This window comes from Streptomyces sp. PA03-3a, assembly GCF_033792735.1.
Taxonomy (GTDB): domain Bacteria; phylum Actinomycetota; class Actinomycetes; order Streptomycetales; family Streptomycetaceae; genus Actinacidiphila.
Window position 1 is genome coordinate 29419 of record NZ_JARAVM010000030.1, and the last position, 18948, is coordinate 48366.

General features: G+C 73.7%; 17 protein-coding genes. 6 read left to right on the forward strand and 11 right to left on the reverse strand.

Translation table 11 applies throughout. The features are described 5' to 3' along the window. Nucleotides 1–113 precede the first annotated feature (113 nt). The gene (locus PV342_RS30350; protein WP_500319472.1) at nt 114–980 is read left to right on the forward strand and encodes a hypothetical protein; all 867 of its coding nucleotides are present in this window, start codon (nt 114–116) and stop codon (nt 978–980) included. A gap of 49 nt (nt 981–1029) precedes the next feature. Then, nucleotides 1030–1329, forward strand: a complete 300-nt coding sequence (locus PV342_RS30355; protein WP_158689870.1) for a hypothetical protein — start codon at nt 1030–1032, stop codon at nt 1327–1329. Nucleotides 1330–1435: 106 nt separating this feature from the next. Here the strand turns inward: PV342_RS30355 and PV342_RS30360 are convergent, their stop codons facing one another. From PV342_RS30360 to PV342_RS30370, 3 genes are read right to left on the reverse strand one after another with little or no spacing between them, the layout of a single operon-like run. Continuing rightward, a complete protein-coding gene (locus PV342_RS30360) occupies nt 1436–5932 on the reverse strand; it encodes an FtsK/SpoIIIE domain-containing protein (protein ID WP_386995946.1) in 4497 nt (1498 codons plus the stop codon). A 19-nt stretch (nt 5933–5951) separates the two neighbouring features. Then, entirely contained in the window at nt 5952–7109 is a 1158-nt protein-coding gene (locus tag PV342_RS30365; protein ID WP_500319474.1) for a hypothetical protein, read from the reverse strand. After that, complete coding sequence (locus tag PV342_RS30370; RefSeq protein WP_361010787.1) at nt 7106–7693, reverse strand: sigma-70 family RNA polymerase sigma factor; 588 nt, start codon at nt 7691–7693, stop codon at nt 7106–7108. Before PV342_RS30370 ends, PV342_RS30365 begins: the two co-directional genes overlap by 4 nt. A gap of 178 nt (nt 7694–7871) precedes the next feature. Here PV342_RS30370 and PV342_RS30375 point away from each other — a divergent pair, with 178 nt between their 5' ends. Then, nucleotides 7872–8864 carry a ricin-type beta-trefoil lectin domain protein gene (locus PV342_RS30375; protein WP_400803760.1) on the forward strand — a complete coding sequence of 331 codons (993 nt, stop codon included), beginning with the start codon at nt 7872–7874 and terminating at the stop codon, nt 8862–8864. An 89-nt stretch (nt 8865–8953) separates the two neighbouring features. Here PV342_RS30375 and PV342_RS30380 read toward each other — a convergent pair whose 3' ends face one another. Together PV342_RS30380 and PV342_RS30385 are read right to left on the reverse strand one after the other, a co-directional pair. Beyond that, nucleotides 8954–9901, reverse strand: a complete 948-nt coding sequence (locus tag PV342_RS30380; protein ID WP_400803757.1) for an SIS domain-containing protein — start codon at nt 9899–9901, stop codon at nt 8954–8956. A gap of 165 nt (nt 9902–10066) precedes the next feature. Then, nucleotides 10067–10855: a DeoR/GlpR family DNA-binding transcription regulator gene (locus tag PV342_RS30385; protein ID WP_018562805.1), complete on the reverse strand. Its 789-nt coding sequence runs from the start codon at nt 10853–10855 to the stop codon at nt 10067–10069. Between the two features lie 132 nt (nt 10856–10987). Between PV342_RS30385 and PV342_RS30390 the strand changes: the two genes are divergently transcribed. Further along, a complete protein-coding gene (locus tag PV342_RS30390; RefSeq protein WP_500319476.1) occupies nt 10988–11821 on the forward strand; it encodes a class II fructose-bisphosphate aldolase in 834 nt (277 codons plus the stop codon). A 42-nt stretch (nt 11822–11863) separates the two neighbouring features. On the opposite strand, the gene PV342_RS30395 is transcribed toward PV342_RS30390, so the two are convergent. After that, complete coding sequence (locus tag PV342_RS30395) at nt 11864–12622, reverse strand: site-specific integrase (RefSeq protein ID WP_400803752.1); 759 nt, start codon at nt 12620–12622, stop codon at nt 11864–11866. A 172-nt stretch (nt 12623–12794) separates the two neighbouring features. Between PV342_RS30395 and PV342_RS30400 the strand changes: the two genes are divergently transcribed. Continuing rightward, nucleotides 12795–14069: an MFS transporter gene (locus PV342_RS30400; protein WP_500319478.1), complete on the forward strand. Its 1275-nt coding sequence runs from the start codon at nt 12795–12797 to the stop codon at nt 14067–14069. 61 nt (nt 14070–14130) lie between these two features. Here PV342_RS30400 and PV342_RS30405 read toward each other — a convergent pair whose 3' ends face one another. From PV342_RS30405 to PV342_RS30420, 4 genes are all read right to left on the reverse strand, one after another. Beyond that, nucleotides 14131–14634 (reverse strand): hypothetical protein, encoded by a 504-nt coding sequence (locus tag PV342_RS30405; RefSeq protein ID WP_400803747.1) that lies wholly within the window; start codon nt 14632–14634, stop codon nt 14131–14133. A 78-nt stretch (nt 14635–14712) separates the two neighbouring features. After that, nucleotides 14713–15342, reverse strand: a complete 630-nt coding sequence (locus PV342_RS30410; protein ID WP_500319479.1) for an ATP-binding protein — start codon at nt 15340–15342, stop codon at nt 14713–14715. Between the two features lie 136 nt (nt 15343–15478). Then, the gene (locus tag PV342_RS30415; protein ID WP_400803743.1) at nt 15479–16192 is read right to left on the reverse strand and encodes an SDR family NAD(P)-dependent oxidoreductase; all 714 of its coding nucleotides are present in this window, start codon (nt 16190–16192) and stop codon (nt 15479–15481) included. A 103-nt stretch (nt 16193–16295) separates the two neighbouring features. Next, entirely contained in the window at nt 16296–17210 is a 915-nt protein-coding gene (locus tag PV342_RS30420) for a LysR family transcriptional regulator (protein WP_329189981.1), read from the reverse strand. Nucleotides 17211–17755: 545 nt separating this feature from the next. On the opposite strand from PV342_RS30420, the gene PV342_RS30425 reads away from it, so the two are divergent. Then, nucleotides 17756–18376, forward strand: coding sequence for a TetR/AcrR family transcriptional regulator (locus PV342_RS30425; protein WP_386995923.1), 621 nt, complete (start codon nt 17756–17758; stop codon nt 18374–18376). 57 nt (nt 18377–18433) lie between these two features. On the opposite strand, the gene PV342_RS30430 is transcribed toward PV342_RS30425, so the two are convergent. Then, a complete protein-coding gene (locus tag PV342_RS30430) occupies nt 18434–18877 on the reverse strand; it encodes a VOC family protein (RefSeq protein WP_018562813.1) in 444 nt (147 codons plus the stop codon). Nucleotides 18878–18948: the final 71 nt, after the last annotated feature.

Sequence of the window (18948 nt, forward strand, 5' to 3'; positions counted from 1 at the left end):
ACTCCTGCGGTTCATGTGACGTGGGTCAAACCCGCGCGCGGCGGTGAACCGGCGGGGGGTGTGGTGCGTGGTCGTGGTGACCGGATTCTCCAAGGACCGACCGGAGGTCCCCCGTGCCCGAGATCAAAATCGACTACGACGTCCTCAACGCGGCCAAGCGCGACCTGGAAGCCCTGGCGGGCGAGATCGACCCGCTCATCAACAAGGGCGTCTTCGGCCGCCTCGGCTCGGGCAGCGGTGAGGCGGAGGCGATCCTCGGGCACGAGGGCGTCGCCAGTGCGATGTCGCTCTTCCACACCAACGCGAGCAGCACCATGAAACGCGCCGACAAGGGCCTGAAGGAGCTGGCCGGCGCCTTCGGCGGCGTGGGCGAGGCGTTCCGCGAGTTCGACCGCGAGCTGGGCGCCGAGATGGGTGTGATGAGCGCCAATCTGCACGTTCAGAACTGGCGGCAGCAGAAGGACCTGTGGGACTACAAGCAGAGCCACCTCAAGGAGTGCGAGGGGCCCGGCAAACTGCCGGACTTCTGCTCCGCCACGGACCCCGGTGACACGCCGCCCGACTTCCACGTCGACACGCCGAACGGTTCGATCGACTCCCACGTGGAGGTCGACAAGGACGGCAACGTCATCAAGGAAGTGACCACCGTCAAGTACGACGGCAGCGAGTACACCTCCACCACCAACTACAACGGTCCGAGCTACACGACGCACACCACGTACCCGGACGGCAGCACCTCGGACACGGTGGCCAACATCAACGGCGACGGCAGCGGCTCCATGACCGTCACCGGCAGCGACGGCAGCCACACCGAGTACACCCGCGGCCCCAAGGGCGCCGACGGGAAGGCGCCGGAGTGGACGTGGTCCGGCGGCGACAAGCCGGGCGGCGGCCCCGACGACCCGAAGAACCCCAACAACCCGGACACTCATCCGCAGAGTCCGGGTACCCACGGCGGCACCAACCCCAGACTCGCCTGATCGGGGACACCCCCCCCCAGGCCGGTCATCAGAACAGAAAGGCGACGCAATGCCTGCGATTCACATCGTTCCCGAGGACGTCCGGCAGCGGGCGGCGACTCACGCGGCCACCTGCCAGGAGTGGATGACCCGGCTCGGGAGCCTGAAGGGCCAGGTCGAGAGCATGCTCAACGACGAGCTGGTGCTGCCCCAGGCCAGCCCGGCCATCCGTGACGCCTACGAGCAGTTCACGGGAAGCCTCACCCAGGCCATCCACGGCTTGGAGAACTTCGGTGAGGCGTTCACCTCGATCGCCAAGGGCGCCGAGGACTTCGACACCCAGGTCGCGAACAACTTCAACAAGAAGTAGGGGACGCGCGCGAAGGGCCGGGCGGGAGTCGTCTCCCGCCCGGCCCTTCGTGGTGTCCGGGGTCCGTGCCGTGGCCCGCACCGCGGTGCGGGCCACGGCACGGACGTCACTCCGTGCGGAGCGAGGTCAGCGGCACCTGGAGCGCCATCACCTCGTTGCCCGGTCCCGCGGTCCAGCCGCGGCCCGCGTGGGGTGCCACCCGGGTGACGGCGTGCGGCAGCCGCACGCCGATCAGGTCGCCCTCGGTGGTGCTCTTCGGGCCGAGCAGCAGGCCGCGGCGGGCCTTGCGGGCGCTGGACATCCAGCCGCTCATGCCGCCCTGGACGCCGTCGGCGGTCGCGGCGTAGACGAGGCCGAGGCCCTGGTCGCGGCCGGAGACCGTGATCTCCTTGAGGAGCTTGTCCGCGCCGGACATCGCCAGCAGGTCGGCGTCGTCGACCATCACCACCCGCGGGCCGGGCAGCGCGGCGAGCGCGGAGCGCACCGCCTCCTCGGTCGGTTCGGTGTCGGTGATGACGCGGACCGTGGTGTGCCGGCTGAGTCCGCGCAGCGGGGACTCGCGCGGGGTGAGGACGACCAGCGAGGTACCCCCGGCGAGCAGCGAGACCGCCAGCGAGGCCAGCGTGTTGCTGCGTCCGGACCCGGTGGGGCCGATGACGCCGAACACCGCGGACGCGCCCGCGAAGTCCACGCCGACCGGCTGTCCCCCGTCGCCGCCGATGCCCAGCAGGCCCCACAGGGGCCGCCGCTGCCCGGCGGGCACCTTGTCGTAGACGTCGGCGAACTCCGCCGACCGCGGCAGCGAGGCCACCGTGAAGGGGCGCCGCGCCTGCGGCACCCGCGCGTCGCGCTTGAGCGCCGCGGCCCCGATCTTGCGCAGTGCCTCGACCTGCTCGGTGCCGCCGCCAGGGGCGAGCAGCGCGATCTGGGTCTCGGTGCCGGTCAGGACGTGCCAGCCGCGGCCGGGCGGGATCTCCGCCGGCAGCTTGCCGGGCTTCATGCCGACGGCCTGGACGTCGGAGCGGTCGCCGGGCCGCAGGAGCAGCCGGTGGTCGTTGTGCGCGGCCATGCGGCCGCTGAGCAGGGAGCGTTCGGAGGTGCCGACGAAGTGGATGCCGGCGCCGGCGCCTTCGCGCACCAGGCGGACCATGTCCTGGTACATGTGGCTGTACTCGTGCTCGTCGAGCATGGCCGACAGGGCGTCCCAGCCGTCGACGAGCAGCAGGATGTGCGCGGGGCGTTCTGCCTTCGGGAGCACCTTGCGCAGTTCGTCGATGCCGGTGGCGCTGTGCTGCTGCGCCAGTTCCTGGCGGTGGACGAGTTCCTGGTTGAGGCGGCGCAGCAACCGTTCCAGCCGCTCGGTGTCGTGGCGGGGGACGACCGCGCCGCAGTGCGGGAGGGTGGTGAGCGCGGCCAGGCCGCCGCCGGCCGCGTCGATGCCGTAGAAGTGCACGTCGGCGGTGCTCTGATGGCGGGCGGCGGAACCGGCCAGGGTGCGCAGCACCTGGGTGCGGCCGGAGCGGGGGGCGCCGATGACGTACAGATGGCCGAAGCTGCTGAGGTCGGCCGCGGCCACGTGGCGCTGCTGCAGCTGCGGCACGTCCTCCAGGGCGTACGGGATGAGCAGGCGTCCCTCGCGGACGGGGTTCATCGCGTCGAGGTCGTCGAGCAGGACCCGGCGTTCCAGCGCGGGCAGCCAGGGACTCGGCTGCGGGGTGTAGTCCTCGAGCTGGTCGGCGGCCCCGCGGATCTCGTCCACCAGCACCTGCAGGTCGGTGGGGGCGGGCGCCTGGACGCTCTGGGTGAGGACGACCTCGGACGCCGCCGGGGCCGCGGCCCGGCCGAGCGCGTCCCAGGACAGCTCCGACGCCACGACGGGCTTGCGGGCGCCGCTTTCGGCCTCGGTCTCCTCGGCGGACTTCGGGCGCGGGCGCTCGGCGCCCACCCACGCGGTCTGGAAGGGGTCCGCGGACTTGGGGCCCCGCCGGACGAGGGCACGGCCGGGGGTGGTGGCGGAGATGTCGACGGCGTCGTTGACGTCGATGACGTCCTGGCTCTCGGACTGGTCGGTGACCCGCAGCGCGATCCGGAGGTTGGTGTTGGCGCGGATGTCGCCGGTCACCACACCGGCGGGACGCTGGGTGGCCAGGATCAGGTGGATGCCGAGCGACCGTCCGCGCTGGGCGATGCTGATGAGTCCGGGGACGAAGTCGGGCACCTCGCGCACCAGGGTGGCGAACTCGTCGATGACCAGCAGGAGCCGCGGAAGCGGCGCGAGGGTGGGGTCGGCGGCGCGCTTGGCCTGGTACTCGGGGAGGTCCTTGGCGTCGGCCGCGGCCAGGACGTGTTCACGCCGCATCAGCTCGGCGCCCAGCGACTCCAGGGCGCGCTCGACCAGGTGGGCGTCGAGGTCGGTGACCATGCCGAGGGTGTGCGGCAGGTTCGCGCACTCCTTGAAGGCGCTGCCGCCCTTGTAGTCGACGAGGACGAAGGTCAGCTCGTCGGGCCGGTTGGCGGTGGCGAGGGAGGCGACGAAGGTCTGCAGCAGCTCGGACTTTCCGGAGCCGGTGGTACCGGCGACCAGTCCGTGCGGGCCGTCCTGGACGAGGTCGAGGGAGAACGGGCCCTCGAAGCCGCTGCCGAGCACGAAGGAGGTGGCGGCGGGACGGGACCGCCAGCCCGCCAGGATCTTCTCGGCGCTGGGCGGTTCCTGGTTCAGCAGGTCCAGCAGCTTCACGCGCTGCGGGAGTCCCGCGTCGTGCTCGGGGCTGACGTCGCGGACCGGCGCCACGGCGCGGGCAAGCTGCTCGCACCACTCGGGCGTGACCTGGTCCGCGCGGACCCCCGGGACCTCGGGCGTGCCGGGACGCTTGACGGTGAGCCGGCCGGCCTCGGCGAGCACCACTCCGGTGCTCTCCTCGGGCAGCAGCCGCTCCTGCTCGTCGAGGCACAGGCTGAAGACACGCGCGGCCGGGCCCTCGGTGAGGACCTGGACCATGCCGGGCACGTCGCGCAGCCGCCGGGCGCCGTCGGCGATCACCAGGACGTCGGGGCCGACGAGGACGCCGTTGCGGTCGGAGCTCGTGGCCCGCTTGCGCACCTGGATCTGCGCGACCAGTTCCGACACGCGGGCCGCGGTCGACTCGGGGTCGTTGCCGATCAGGACGAGCGGACCGCCGGGCGCGGCGGGCCGCACGTGCGGGAGCCAGCGCACCCAGGCCCAGTCGTCGGCGCGGCTGGAATCGGTGAGCAGCACGATCCGCAGGTCGCGGGGGCTGTGCAGCACCGCCGCCTGCACGGCCATCCAGCGGGCGAGCGGCTGCACCTCGGCGGCGGGGCCGGCCACGCCCACCACGCCGTGGCCGGTGAGGTCCATGCCGATGGGGGCGTCGGGGATGTTCCAGCGGATGGTGCGGTGGTTCTCGTCGCGGGCGGGGTCCTCGAGTTCGCGCAGCGAGGGCTGGTCGGCGGTGCCCAGCCGCAGCACGAGGTGGTCGGGGTCGTGGCGGCGCCGCTCCCACAGCCGGCTGCCCGGCCCGGTGGCCATCAGGGCGACGGCGGCGGGGTCGGGGGCGGTGACCTGGCGTATCCGGCGCTCGCGGGCGACGGCCTCGCGGACACCGTCCTCGACGACGGTGCGGCGCCGGTTGTACTGCCGGTCCGCCTCCTCGTACTCCTTGCGGGCCGTGCGGCGGCCGGTGACCCAGTTGGAGACCATCATCATCGGGCCGAGCAGGATGAAGGCGAGGAAGTAGTACGACTTGAAGATGGCGACCATGAAGAAGCCCATGATCACCGGGGCGATCATCATGGCCGCGGGAAAGGGCCGCTTGGCGGGCGGCGAGGGCGGCGAGGGCAGCCGCACCCGCTCGCCGTCCAGGTGCGGGGCGATGCGCGGCGGGCGGTTGTAGTCGATGCCGAAGCCGTCCGCGGACTCGGTGACGGCGGCGTCCGCCTCGACCGGAGCGCTCATCCTCAGCAGGACGGAGCCGACGGTCAGGTCCTCGCCGGGCGGCCACGGCACCAACTGCCCCTGGGCGGCGGTGCGCTCGGTGGTGACCTTGTGCGGGCGGGTGCGGCGCAGCGCGGTGACCGCGTCGTCGGGCGGGGGCGCGGCGACCCGGCCGCGCACCTCGTCGCCGGGCGCGGTGCCGGTGCGGTGCCAGTGCGCGGAGCCGTCCGCGCCGATCGTCACCCACAGACCGCCCTGGGGGACGCCGTCGCCCTCGAGGCGGATCGCGCAGAGCGGTCCGGAGCCGGCTTCGTGGCTGCCGAACCCGAGCCGCCAGGTGCGCCCGGCCTGCGGTCCGGAGACCACGTGGACCTCGGCGAGCACCGGTCCGGCGCCGGTCTCCGCGCCGACGCGGACCCGGTCGGGATCCGCGCCGGGGGCGCCCAGGCTCAGGACGCCGCCTTCGCGCAGTCCCGCAGCGGCGACGGACGCGTCGGGGTCGAGCCGGCGGCCGTCGAGGTAGAGGTCGCGGGTTCGCGTCCCGTCCACGGCCTCCGAAAGGTCCGCGACGGTGGTGCGTGCGGGCAGCCCTACGAGGTGGTCGCGGCGCGCGCCGTCCGCGCCGTCGACGGTGGTGATGGTGAGGTTCACGGTCTTCCCAGTTCGGGCGTCACGAGGACGAGGAGCGTGCGGTGGCGGCGGAGACGCCCGCCGGTCCGAATGCGGTCGGCTCGGCGAGGTCGCCGTCCTCGTCGCCGGGTTCTGCGGCGCCGGGGGCGGCGGGGGCCGGGGCGGGCTCGGGGCGGGGGGCGGTCGCGGAGACGGCCATGGAGGTGGACGGGAGCCCGGTCTCGACGAGGTCGTCGTCGGCGGACAGGGCGTGGAGCGTCTTCGGCGGGTTGGGGCCGGGGCCCCCGTCGTCCCCGGGGACGGCCGGCAGGGTGTGCACCAGCCGGGAGACGACGCGGGCCAGGGGCAGGGCGTCGACCGTGAGGGCGGGCGGGCCGCCGTGCAGGCGCAGGTGGCCGTCCCGGTCCGCCTCCAGGATCAGGGTGCTGTGGTGGGCGACGCCCAGGGTGAGCAGGCGCATGCCGGCCGGCCGGTTGCGTTCGGGTGCCTCGGCGCTCACGGCGTAGCCGGCACCGGCCGGCTCGAAGACGTCGACGGGGCCGTCGTGCCGGGGGTGCACCCCTGCGCCGACCACGACGCGGCCCGCGGGGAGCCGGGCGTCGAGCTGGGCGGCGAGGGCCTGGACGACCGCGCGGGCGGTGCGGCGTTCACCGGTGACGGAGACCGCCGGGGGAACGGCCGTCAGGTCGAGCAGCACCGCGTCGGTACCGGACCTGCCGAGGCAGACGAGTACCGGTGCCTCGCCGCCGTGCCCGGTCTCCGACGCGGAGCCGAGGTCGGCGCGGCTGATCCACCACAGCCGCGGGTCGGCCGCGTCCCGGGCCCACGGCTCGGGCAGCGCGGACCCGCCGTGGCCGTGGGCGGCGTAGACGCCGACGACGTCGGTGCCCAGAAGCGCCGCGTACGGCCGTGCGTCGGGGCGGGCGGCGGCGGCGCGGCGCAGCGCGGTCGCGGCGTCCGTCCAGCCCGCGCCGTCGCGGAGCAGCCGGCCGAGCACCCGCAGACCGCGGCGGTGCCTCAGCTCCGTACGGACGGGCGTGGCGAAGGCGCGGGCGGCCGTCTTCAGTTCGCGCACGACGCGGCGGCGCAGTGCGCCCCAGCCGCCCTTGCGGCGGACGACCCAGTGCGCCAGGACGACGACGAGGATCAGCAGCCCGATGAGTCCGATGAGCCGCGTCCAGCCTGCGGGAACGTTCACGCGGCCACTCCGTCCACGCCTCGGCGGGCGAGTTCCGCCCGCAGGGCCCGCACACCGTGGTGGGTGCGGGACTTGACGGTGCCACGCGGCACGCCCAGTTCGGCGGCGGCGTCGGCTCCGGTCTGGTCCATCACGTGCACGCGGACGACCGCCTCCCGGTGCGCCGGGGCCAGGGCGCTCAGTGCGGCGAGCAGCACGGAGCGGTCCTCGACGAGGCCGGCGTGGTCGCCGGCGTGCTCGAGCGCGGTGCCCGCGAAGTCCGCGGCGGTGATGCCGACGGGGACGGCGCGGTCGCGGCGGCGGTGGTCGACCACGAGATTGCGGGCGACCCGGAAGAGCCACATGCGGACCGGCCGCTCGTGCACGTCCAGCCGTTCTGCGCGCTGCAGGGCGCGCAGCATGGTCTCCTGCAGCACGTCCTCCGCGGCATGCACGTCGCGGCCCATCAGGCCGGTGACGAACCTTCGCAGGCTGTCCCGCTCGGCGATGATCAGGCTGGCGACAGCACTGTGTTCGTCGGCGTCGCCGGTGTCGTGCCCGGCGAGGATGTCCGCCCCGCCCTCACGACGGTCGGACTCGTTCACACACATGGCGTACAGATTAAGCTGCTGAACGAGATGCTCTGACCACAGTGTTGGCGCATATTCGATCATTCGCTGTCACACTTGGTGAAATTTTAAACTAATGTTCACCTTGCCGAAATCGATGGGCGGACGCGCGCCCTACGCTTCCGCGCAGATTCCCGATCCGACAGGAGACCACGTGCCTCCCCATCCCGATCCACGGGACCCCGAGGTTCTCGACGGGGCGAAGCCCCGCTTCGCGGACACCTTCGCCCGACGCCCCTCCCTGCCGCACCGGCGGCTGCTGCCGGACCGGCGGGCGTGGAGTGTATTGGCGACCACCTCGGCCGTCATCGGCTGCGCGGTGCTGGTCGTGCCCTTGATGGCGCGAATCGATGTGCTGCCCGACGGGGGCGGCAAGGGCGACCCGGTGGCGGCCGTCGCGCCCAGCGCCTCGCAGAACGGCGTCGTACCGGCGTCGCCCGGCGCGAACGGTGCCAAGAGTGCCCCCGTCACGGGCAAGGACAACGCTCCCGTGACCGGGTCGCTCGGGCAGTCCGGCAACGGCGGTTCCTCGGGCGGCACCGGCGGCGGTCTGCCGGCCGTGGGCGGCGACCCGGGCAGTACCGGGGGCGGCGGAAGCGGCGGAAGCGGGACCACTGGCGGCGGCGGTTCCGCCTCCGGCGGCTCCGGCGGCGGTTCGGCCACCGGCGGCTCCACCACCTCCGGCGGCTCCTCGGGCTCCGGATCGGGTTCGTCGGCCGGCAACCCCACGCCGACCAAGACGCAGCAGACCGCCACCGTGCCCGGTGTGCGCATCCGCAGCGTGCAGAGCGGCCGCTGCATCGCGGTCAGCGGTGCGAAGTACAGCACCGGCCGCGACGGCGCCCGGCTGCAGATCCAGGACTGCGACGGCGGCGCCTGGCAGAAGTGGGACTTCCGCTCCGACGGGACCATCCGCGCCTTCAACATGTGCATGGACCTGGCGGGCGCCTCGTTCACCGACGGTGCGGTCATACAGCTGGCCCGCTGCAACGGCGGCTGGGCCCAGCAGTTCAGGCTCAACAGCTCGAACGACCTGACCAACAAGAACAAGTGCGTCGACGTGCTCGACAAGGGCACGTCCAGCGGCACCCCGCTGCAGCTGTGGACGTGCTACGGGACGCCGAACCAGAAGTGGTCCAAGGCCTGACGGTCACGGTCCCCGCCTGATGCCGTCCCCGCCCCTCCTGGGGGCGGGGACGGCTCCGCGTTCCGGCGTACGGGCGAAGCGCCCGGCCGTCAGCCCCGGCCGTCCGCCAGGACCACCGAGCGCGTGAGGTGCCGGGGCGCGTCCGGGTCGAGGCCGCGCGCCGCACCGAGCGCGGCGGCCAGCCGCTGGACGACGACCAGGTCGGCGAGGGGGTCGCGCCCCAGGGCGACCAGGCGGCCGCCGGTGCGCGCGATCTCCCCCTCCAGCCCCGCCGGGAGGTCCCCCGGGTCGCCGAACCACCACGCCACCCGGCCTGGCCCGGTGACGCTGATCGGGCCGTGCCGGTACTCCATGACCGGGTACGCCTCCGTCCAGGCGCCGGACGCCTCCCGCATCTTGAGCGCCGCCTCCTGCGCGACACCGTAGGCCCAGCCGCGGCCGAGGAAGGTGAACTGCTCGGTCTCCAGCAGCCCCTCGGGCAGCGGCGCGGCGAGCGCGGCCTCCGCCTGGGCGGGCAGACCGGCGAGGTCCTCCCCCAGCAGCCGGCGCAGCAGGACGAGTTCGGTGGTGGCGAAGCGGGTCTGGACGACCGAGGTCTCGTCGGCGAAGTCCAGCACCACCGCCGCGTCGGCCAGTTCCATGACGGGGGTGGCGGGGTCGGCGGTGACGGCCACCGTGGAGGTGGTGCCGCGCAGCCGGGCCAGCACCTCCAGCACCTCGGTCGTCGTGCCGGACCGGGTGAGGGCGAGGACTCGGTCGTAGGACCGGCCGGCCGGCATCTCCGACGCGGCGAAGGCGTCCGTCTCGCCCTGGCCCGCGCTCTCGCGCAGCACCGCGTAGGCGTGCGCCATGAACCACGAGGTGCCGCAGCCCACGACCGCCACCCGCTCGCCGGGCCGGGGCATCGCGGCCCGCCAGGGCGCTTCCCGGTCGTCCGCGAGCGCGACGGCGCGGCGCCAGCAGTCCGGCTGGGTCGCTGTCTCGGTCTCGGTCCTGGTCCCGCTCCGGCTCTCGTTCCGGGTCTCACTCTGACTCATCGATGGACTCCGTCCCTGTCCGGCGGCCCTTGACACCGAGCACGCCCGGTCGAGCATCATGTGTGAAGTTGCTCGACTCTAGCAATTTTCCTGCAGAAAATTGCATGCTGCTTCATGGTCGGCGGGACGACGAAAGGCAGGTGGCCGGTGCGACGGCAGGCCCGGTCAGGCCCGGAGGACCTCGACTCCGGCCGCCGTGAAGGGCTCGACGAGCGAGGCCGGGGCGTCCCCGTCCGTCACCAGGACGTCGACCTCCTCCACCGGGCAGATCCGCGCGAAGGCCCGCTTCCCCAGCTTGGACGCGTCGGCGACCACCACGACCCGCTCGGCGCGCCGGGCGAGCGCCCGGTTGATGCTCGCCTCTCCCTCATGCCGGGCCGCCGCCCCCTGGGTGACGTCGACGGCGTCCACGCCGAGGAAGACCAGATCGAGGGTGAGCTGCGCGAGAAGTTCCGCGGCCAGCGGCCCGATCAGCTCGTACGAGGCCGGGCGGGCGACGCCGCCGGTCACCACCAGCTTCACGTGTCGCCGGACGGCCAGTTCACCCGCGATGTTCAGCGCGTTGGTGACCACCGTGAGCGCGGGCTCCGCCCCGTCGCCGGCGAGGTCGGGGCGTGCGGCGAGCGCCCGGGCCACCTCGGTGGTCGTCGTGCCGCCGTTGAGGCCCACCACGGTGCCCGGCTTCACCAGGGCCGCGGCCGCCCGGGCGATGCGCTCCTTCTCCGGGGCGTTGCGGGCGGCCTTGTAGCGCAGGGGCAGGTCGTAGGCGATCGCGTTGATCACCGCGCCGCCGTGGGTGCGGGTGACCATGTTCTGCCGGGCCAGTTCGTCCAGGTCGCGCCGGATCGTCGCGGCGGAGACCGCCAGTTCGGCGGCGGCCGGCTCGACCTCGACGCTCCCGTCCCGGGTCAGCATCTCCAGCAGCGCGCTCCATCGGGCCTGTGGTCCCGCCATCTCCTCGTCCCCTGTCGTCGGGTGTGCCGGCCCGGGTGCCGTGCCCTTGCGGGGCGGCGCACGTTTATGCCGTGTTTCCGGGTCGAACCATCACGTTCACGCAACATCATCCCATCGAGAGGTCGTCGCGTCATGCCGCTGGTCCCCACCGCCGAACTCGTCCGCGCGGCGCACGCCGACGGCCGCGGGATCGGCGCCTTCAACGTCATCACCCTGGAGCACGCGGAGGCGGTCGTCGCCGGTGCGGAGGCCGCGGGACTGCCCGCGGTCTGCCAGATCAGCGAGAACGCGGTCCGTTTCCACGGCGGTTCCCTCGCCCCGATCGCCCGTGCGACCGCCGCGGTCGCCGAGTCCGCCGCGGTCCCCGTGGGTCTCCACCTCGACCATGTCACCGACGAGGATCTGCTGCGCCGCGCGGCGGACTGCGGCTTCGGCTCCGTGATGTACGACGGGTCGGCCCTCCCCCACGCCCGCAACGTAGCCGCCACCCGTGCCGCCGCGGACTGGGCGCACGACCGCGGACTCTGGCTGGAGGCGGAACTCGGTGAGATAGGCGGCAAGGACGGTGTGCACGCCCCGGGCGCCCGTACCGACCCTGCCGAGGCTGCCGCTTTTGCGGTGGCCACCGGGATCGACGCCCTCGCCGTGGCGGTCGGCAGCTCGCACGCCATGACGACGCGCACGGCGCGGCTCGACCACGAGCTGATCGGCCGTCTCCGCGGTGCGGTGACCGTCCCGTTGGTCCTGCACGGCTCCACCGGCGTGCCCGACGACGAACTGCGCCGGGCCGTCGCCGGGGGCATGGTCAAGATCAACATCGGCACGGCGCTGAACATCGCCTTCACCGGCGCGGTGCGCGACTTCCTGGCGGCCGACTCCGTCGTCGTCGACCCGCGCCGCTACCTGTCCTCCGCCCGCGCACGGATGGCCGCGGCAGTGGAGAGCGCCCTGCGCGTCCTCGGCTGACGGCGGACGGCCGACGGCCATCGGCCGACGCCGGCTGAACGGTCAGCGCCGGGCCGCCGCCTGGAGCTGCCGCAGCGTCCAGCCGCGTCCCCCCGGCTCGAGCGGGCGGGTGGCGGCGGTGAACACCTCCGCAGCGCGCCGGTAGGAGAGCCGCCCCCGGCCGGTCCTGAACAGCGGCCCGTCCACCCGCCCGAGCACGAGCAACGGCAGCAGCCGGGCCGATCCGTCGCCCCAGCGCAGCGGCTCCCCCGCTCGCTCGCGGGTGCGGCGGCCGGGCAGGTCGAGGTCGTCGACGTCGAGCGCGAGGAGCCGTTCGATGGACCCCCCGGTCTCGTGGAGCAGATGCCAGAAGGCCTGCTCCCGCAGCGGCGCCGCCAGCCGGAGGACCTCGCGCACCTGGTCGGCGGCGAGTGCGGCCTCGGCCCCGCGCGCCTTCGGCACGGGCAGCGCGCGCAGGCCGTCCGTGGGATCGCCGGACAGCCAGCCCGCCGCGCGCCACCACGTCACGGCGCTGCTGAGGACGGACAGTTCGCGGTTGGCGGTACGGGCGCCGACGGCCGCGGACCGTGCGGCGAAAGCCTCACGGAGCCGTTCCGAGGTGCCCGGTGCGTCGAGCAGGGCCAGCGGGACCGCCGGGGGTTCGGCGTTGCGGCGCCCCCCGCCGACGGGCGGTGGACGGTCGACGAGCCCCCACGCCCAGGTGGCCAGCGCGATCCGGTAGACCCGCCGCGAACCCGCACCGAGGCCGGAGGCGGCCAGGAAGCGGTCGACGGCGACGGCGTACTCCACCGGCTGGGTCATACGGAGCCCACCCCTCCCCCTCCCCCGGCGATGCGGCGATCCGGTCAACCTGTCGACCGCAGTAAATCCATCTGTGTCGTGAACCTCGCCCATCATAAGTTGATTCGACCGGACTCAATAATTTGCCCCGCGGGCCTGGCGTGTCGCGGCGCGCCGCCCGCACGCTGCGCCCATGGCACTCGTACTGCGTCCCCCCGTCCTGCGCCAACGCGACTTCCGTCGCTTCTTCATCGGCTACGCCACCTCGCTGTTCGGATCGTCGATGGCGTCCGTCGCGCTGGCCTTCGCCGTCCTGGAGACCGGCGGCGGCGGCACCGAGCTCGGCCTGGTGCTGGCGGCCCGGATCCTGCCGCTGGTGCTGGTGCTGCTCGCCGGCGGCGTCCTCACCGACCGCTGGGGCAGCAGGCAGGTGATGCTCGCCGCGGACGTCACACGGTGTCTCACCCAGGCCGGCCTCGCCCTCGCCCTGCTCGGCGGCGATCCGCACATGGCGACGCTGATCGCGCTGGTCGTCGTATGGGGCGCGGCCGAGGCCCTGTTCACCCCGGCCCTCGACGCCCTCGTCCCGCGCATCGTCCCGGGCGACGCGCTCTCCGACGGCAACGCGCTGCTCGGCGTGGCCCGTTCGGCGGCCTCGATCGCGGGTCCGGCGCTCGCCGGCGTCATCACGGCGGCCGCGGGCGCCTCGGCGGTCCTCGCGGTGGACGCCGTCAGCTACGGGGCGAGCGTCATCGCGCTGCTCCTGCTGCCGCGTACCGTCAGGGACGCGGGGCCTGCCTCGTCCTTCGTCGCCGAACTCCGCGAGGGCTGGACGGAGTTCCGCTCCCGCACCTGGCTGTGGGTCACCTCGGTGCACGTCTGCCTGTTCAACCTCCTCGTGTGGGCGCCGTTCCTCGTCCTCGGGCCGCTGGTGGCCCAGCGGGACCTCGGCGGTCCGACTTCCTGGGGCCTGGTGATGGCCCTGTACGGGGCGGGCGCGGTGGCGGGCGGCATGGCGATGCTGGGACGCCGGCCCCGCCGCCCGCTGTTCGCGGGCACCGCCGCCACCCTGGGCTGGGCGATGCCGTCGGCCGCCCTCGCCGCCGGGCTGCCGCTGCCGTGGATCTGCGCCGCCGCACTGACGGCCGGTGCCGGCTCGGCCGTGTGCGGCACCCTCTACGCGACCGTCACTCAGTCGCAGGTGCCGCCCGGGACGCTCGCCCGGGTCAGCGCGTACGGCACCTTCGGCGCCTTCGCGCTCGGGCCGGTGGGGCTCGCCGCGGCCGGGCCGGTGTCCGTCATGGTCGGTGTGGGCGGGGTGCTGGGTTTCGGCGCGGTGTGGCAACTCGCCGCGGTGGCCGTGGTCCTGGCGCTTCCCGCCGTACGGGCCGCCCTCCCGCGCCCCGGGACGTCGGCCGCGGCCCCCGGCGGGAACCGGGACGCGAGCAGCCCGTCCCCCGCGTCCTGAGGCACACGACGCCGTCGGATCAGGCCGTGCCCGTCGTGCGGTCGGGGCTCGTGCGCCGCGCTCACCGTCCGGCCGACGCGCGGGACCGCTCCAAGGCCTGGGCGGGAGTGTCGTAGTGGCCCGGCTCCGCGAGGAGGACCGAGCTGAAGTAATGGCCCTGTTGCTCGTCCGGCTCGTCGTCCGCCGCGAAGGGGCGCCAGAAGCCCAGCAGCAGGTCGGGGGCGACGAACGAGGCGGGTTCGTCCGGGTCCTCGACGATCGCGGTGTGCTCGCGCATCCGCCGCACGACCTCGCGCGCCGGGAGGGCGAAGACGTCCAGGCCCCGGAACAGCACGCGATCCGCCGAGGTGACGGGTCGGCCCAGCTCGACGGCTTCGAGGACGCCTCGGGAACACTGGATGGCGACCATCAGCCCGCTCGGCCGGAACACGTGCTGCCCCGGCCGGTCGGACTCCGAGACGGCGGCCGGGTCGCGGAAGGATGCCAGGGCGTCGTCGGCGGCTTCGCGGGCCATTCCGATCCGCAGGCGGCCGACGCCGACGGGTGGAAGGAGGTCGAGGTCCATCCGGGCATGATGCCAAATACCCTGGCGGGTCCGGCCCGTGAGGCACCGGTCCGGGCTGGGCGGTCCTGCCGGCCCGGCTCAGGGAAGGCGCAGCAGACAGGCCGCCGCGAACACCGCGACCAGCAGAAGCAACGAGAAGGCCGTCGCCGGCACGACGAAGGCGATCGGGCCGGCGTCTTCGCCGTGCCGCCGGGGCCGGTCAAGGGGCCGGTCAAGGGGCAGGTCGGCCCAGCAGGTGGTGCCGCCGGGCCGGACGCTCACGCCGTGGTCGGACGCGAGGGCTGCCACGATCGGCAGTCCGCGCCCGTGTTCGTCCGGCGGCACGCCCTCCCGGTCGCCGCACGGGGCCGGCCCGGCGTCGGTGACCTCCACGCGCAGGCCGTGGCTCTCCCACCCCAGGACGAGGCGCAGCTCGGCGGGCGACGTGCCGTGTGTGACGGCGTTGGTGACCAGCTCGGAGACGACCAGGACGGCTTCGTCCGCCGCGTGCTCCGGAACCGCCGACCGATCCAGGGCGCGGCGCACCTCGCGGCGCAGGGGGCCGAGTTGGCGAGGGTCGTGCGGGACGGGAAGGCGCAGATCCACACCGGGTGCCTCCGTGCGGCGTGCCCGCCACGGGCAGGGCACCGCGGGCAGGACGCCCAGGAGCCGTTCCAGGCCGTCCCGGACCGGACGGCCCGTCGGCCGGGCTGGTGCGTACGTCGACATGAGGACCTCGGTGGAGTGCGGGAGGGAGGGGGCGCGACCTGGCCTCAACGGTGCGCCCGGGGACCGGCGCACGCCACGACCGGCGTCCTCCGTGGTGGAAGGCCATGCCTCCCACCACGGCGGAGGTCGCGGGATGTCAACGGCCCGCGCTCTGGCCGCCGTCCACGGGAAGGGTCACACCCGTCACGAACGGCGCCCGCTCCAGGTAGAGCACCGCCTCGACGATGTCGTCGATCTCCCCCATGTGGCCCACCGGGTGCAGCCCGGCCAGTGCCTCGTGGGTCTCCACCGGGTGCATCGGGGTCTTGATGGTGCCCAGCGCCACCGCGTTCGCCCGGATCCCCTGCTTCGCGTACTCGATGGCCAGCGCCCGCGTCGCCGCCTGCAGACCGCCCTTGGTCAACGACGCCAGCACCGACGTCACCTTCGCGTCCGCCTGGTCACCGAGGCTGCTGGAGATCTGGACGACGTGGCCGCCGCCCTGCTGCAGCATCCGCTCCACCGCCAGCTGCGTGATGCGGAAGAACCCGTCCAGGTTCACACCCAGGACCGCGCGGTAGTCCTCCTCGGTGTACTCCGTGAACGGCTTCGCCACGAAGATCCCCGCGTTGTTGACCAGCGTGTCCACCCGGCCGAAGCGCTCCACCGCCGTCGCGATCACCCGCTCCGCGGTGTCCCGTTCGGCGATGTCCCCCGGGACCGCCACCACTCCCGGGTCCGTCGACGGGCCGATGTTCCGCGAGGTGGCCACCACGGCGTACCCCAGCTTGCGGTACCCCTCGACCAGCCCCGCGCCGATGCCCTGCGAGGCACCCGTGACGACCGCGACCTTCTGACCCTGAACGCTCATGACCTGCTCCCGATGACTGGGGGTGAACGGACTCCGGCGTTGTAGCCGACCGGTCAGCTACAACATGGACGACCTGACGACAATTCCGGCATATTGCCGCAATCTATCGCTTGTAGGGATCGCCGTCGGGTAGCCAGACGTCCGAACGGTGGAGTCCGAGGTCGCCCACGCCCTCGGTGAGGGCGTCCACGACGGCCAGCACCGTGCCGCGGACCTCGTCGGCCCGCCAGACCAGCGACCAGGTCCAGTAGACCTCGGGGCCGAGCACCGGCCGCTTGACCAGGTCGGGCGGAAGAGGGGCGGTCTGGCCCTTAGGGCAGTTGACGACCGGCCCCCGGCAGCGGCGGACGTGGTCGAAGAACCCGCTGCCGGTGACTCCGCCGTCGGAGATGCGGACCGCTCGGGCTCCCGTGTCGGCGGCGAGCCGCTCCGCGTAGAGGTTCCACGACAGCCAGGAGGTGCTGTCGTCGTCGAGGAGGACGGCGGTGTCCTCGGCCCGCACGGGTCCGGTGTCGTCGCCGGTCGAGACCGCGTAGAGCAGGTCCGCGCCCAGGAGCCGGGACCGCAGGCCCTGCCGCCGCAGGTCCTCGGTCCGCACCCAGCAGACCGCGAGGTCCAGGCTGCCGTCGGCCACCCGGGCCGCCTGGGTGTGGGACGGCGCGATCCACGCGTCGACGTGCAGCCGGGCGACCGCCGACGCGCGGGCCGCCAGGTCGGTGGGAAGCCAGTTGGCGTAGCCGAGCCGCACCGCCTCCGAGCCCGCCAGTTGCTTCGCCCTGCGCCCCACGTCGTCGGCGCGCTCCAGCAGCGCCCGGACGTGCGGGAGCAGCGCCGAGCCCGCCGGGGTGAGGGACACCGAGCGGCGGTCGCGATCGAAGAGCCGGACCCCCAGGTCGCGTTCGAGCGCCTTGATCTGCTGGGACAGGGAGGGCCCGGCGATCAGGAGCCGCTCGGCCGCCCGGCCGAAGTTCAGCTCCTCGGCGACCGCGACGAAGTACCGAAGTTGACGCAGCTCCACGCCGCCATGCTAGGCCTTGTCGTCGGATGACCTCCCCCGGCTACCGCTGGGAGGGGCCCCACCGCCCGAAGGGGGGCTCAGCGGCTCCCCCATCTGACGCACGAAGGGAACCCCAGCTGCGGTGCGTCGCAAGGCGGAGGATCGTCCTCGTAGTGGGCTGCTCGGACGATTCGGCAACGCAGCGTGGGGGCCCAGCGGAGCTGGGGGAGCGCCGTTGCCAGGCGCCGCTGGGTGGGGGCACCCCCGGCCGAAGGTCGGCGGAGGGCACGTGACGACACGGCCTGAGGCCTGGCCCGGATCTCCGAGACGCCGCGGAGCTCCCGGCGCGGGCGCGTCCCCTGCCCGTCGCCGGACGGCGCCTGGAGATCCGCGGCCACGCTCGCAGAGCGGGTGGGAGTCCCCGCCTCGCAGCAGGGAGGAAACGGGTCCTGGCGGGCGCGCCGCCCCCCGACCCACCATGGGGGCCGGCCGGGATTCCCGGCCTGGTGGAGCAGCGGTCCCGGCCGGTCGACGAGAAAATAGTCGATCGGTCGTATACTGGTGCCATGGGACGCACGAGTGATGCCAGGGAGAAGATCATCACTGCCGCGCAGACGCTCATCGAGCAGCGCGGCTACTCCGCCCTGGGGGTGGCCGAGATCTGCAAGGCGGCCGGGGTGCCCAAGGGCAGTTTCTACTACTTCTTCGAGTCCAAGGAAGCCCTCGCCCTGACTGTCGTCGACGAGCACTGGGCGGCGCAGAGGCGTGAGTGGACCCGCATCCTGGGCGCCGACGCGGCACCCCTGGAGCGGCTGCGCCGGCTGTTCGAGGCGACCGAGGAGATCCAGCACGCGGGCCAGCAGTCGTGCGGCACCGTGTCGGGATGCATGTTCGGCAACCTGACGCTGGAGATGAGCAACCAGACCGAGTCCATCCGCGGCCGGCTGCAGGAGATCTTCGACATGCAGGTCGGAATGATCGACGAGGTCGTCACCGAGGCCCGCGAGCGCGGCGAGGTCACGGTCGCCGACACCCACGCGGCCGCGGCGTCGATCGTCGCGCAGCTCGAGGGGCAGGTGCTCTTCGCGAAGCTGTACAACGACACCGGTCGCCTCAGCCCGCTCTGGACGAACTGCCTCGCCATCCTCGGTGTGACCGCGCTGCCGGAGGCCATGGCCGGCGCGTGAGGGTGCCGCACCGCGGGCGCACCGCCTGCGGTGCGCCCGCGCCGCCGGGGGCGGCGGTCAGCGGCCCGGAAGCCGCTCGGTGATCTCCTGGAACACCCACTCGTTGCCGTCGGGGTCGCTGAACGACGCGAACGAGCAGTAGCTGCGCCGCTCGGCGTCGGGGCCGGCCACACGTCCTTCCGTCTCCGCGCGGTGGAACACCCCGCCGGCGTCGTGGAACACCTCGCTCACCTCGACCCCGCGGCCCACGAGCTCCTCCCGGGCGGCCACGACGTCCTCCACGGTCAGGTGGAGCCCCCTGGCCGAGCCCGGTTCGGTCGCGCTGACCCCCGTGCCGAAGATGACCGAGCAGAGCGAGCCGGGCGGGGTCACCTGGATCACGCGGAAGTCCTCGCCGGTGGTGACGTCCGCGTCGAGCCGCCAGCCGAGGCCCGTGTAGAAGTCCTTGGCCCGGTCGACGTCGGCGACGGGCACCACCACGACCTCGAGTTTCATGTCCACAGGCGTTGCTCCTGTCCCTAGCCCCGTCCGGCGTGCGTGGCACGTCGGACGCCCACGGTCCGTGGGGAGGA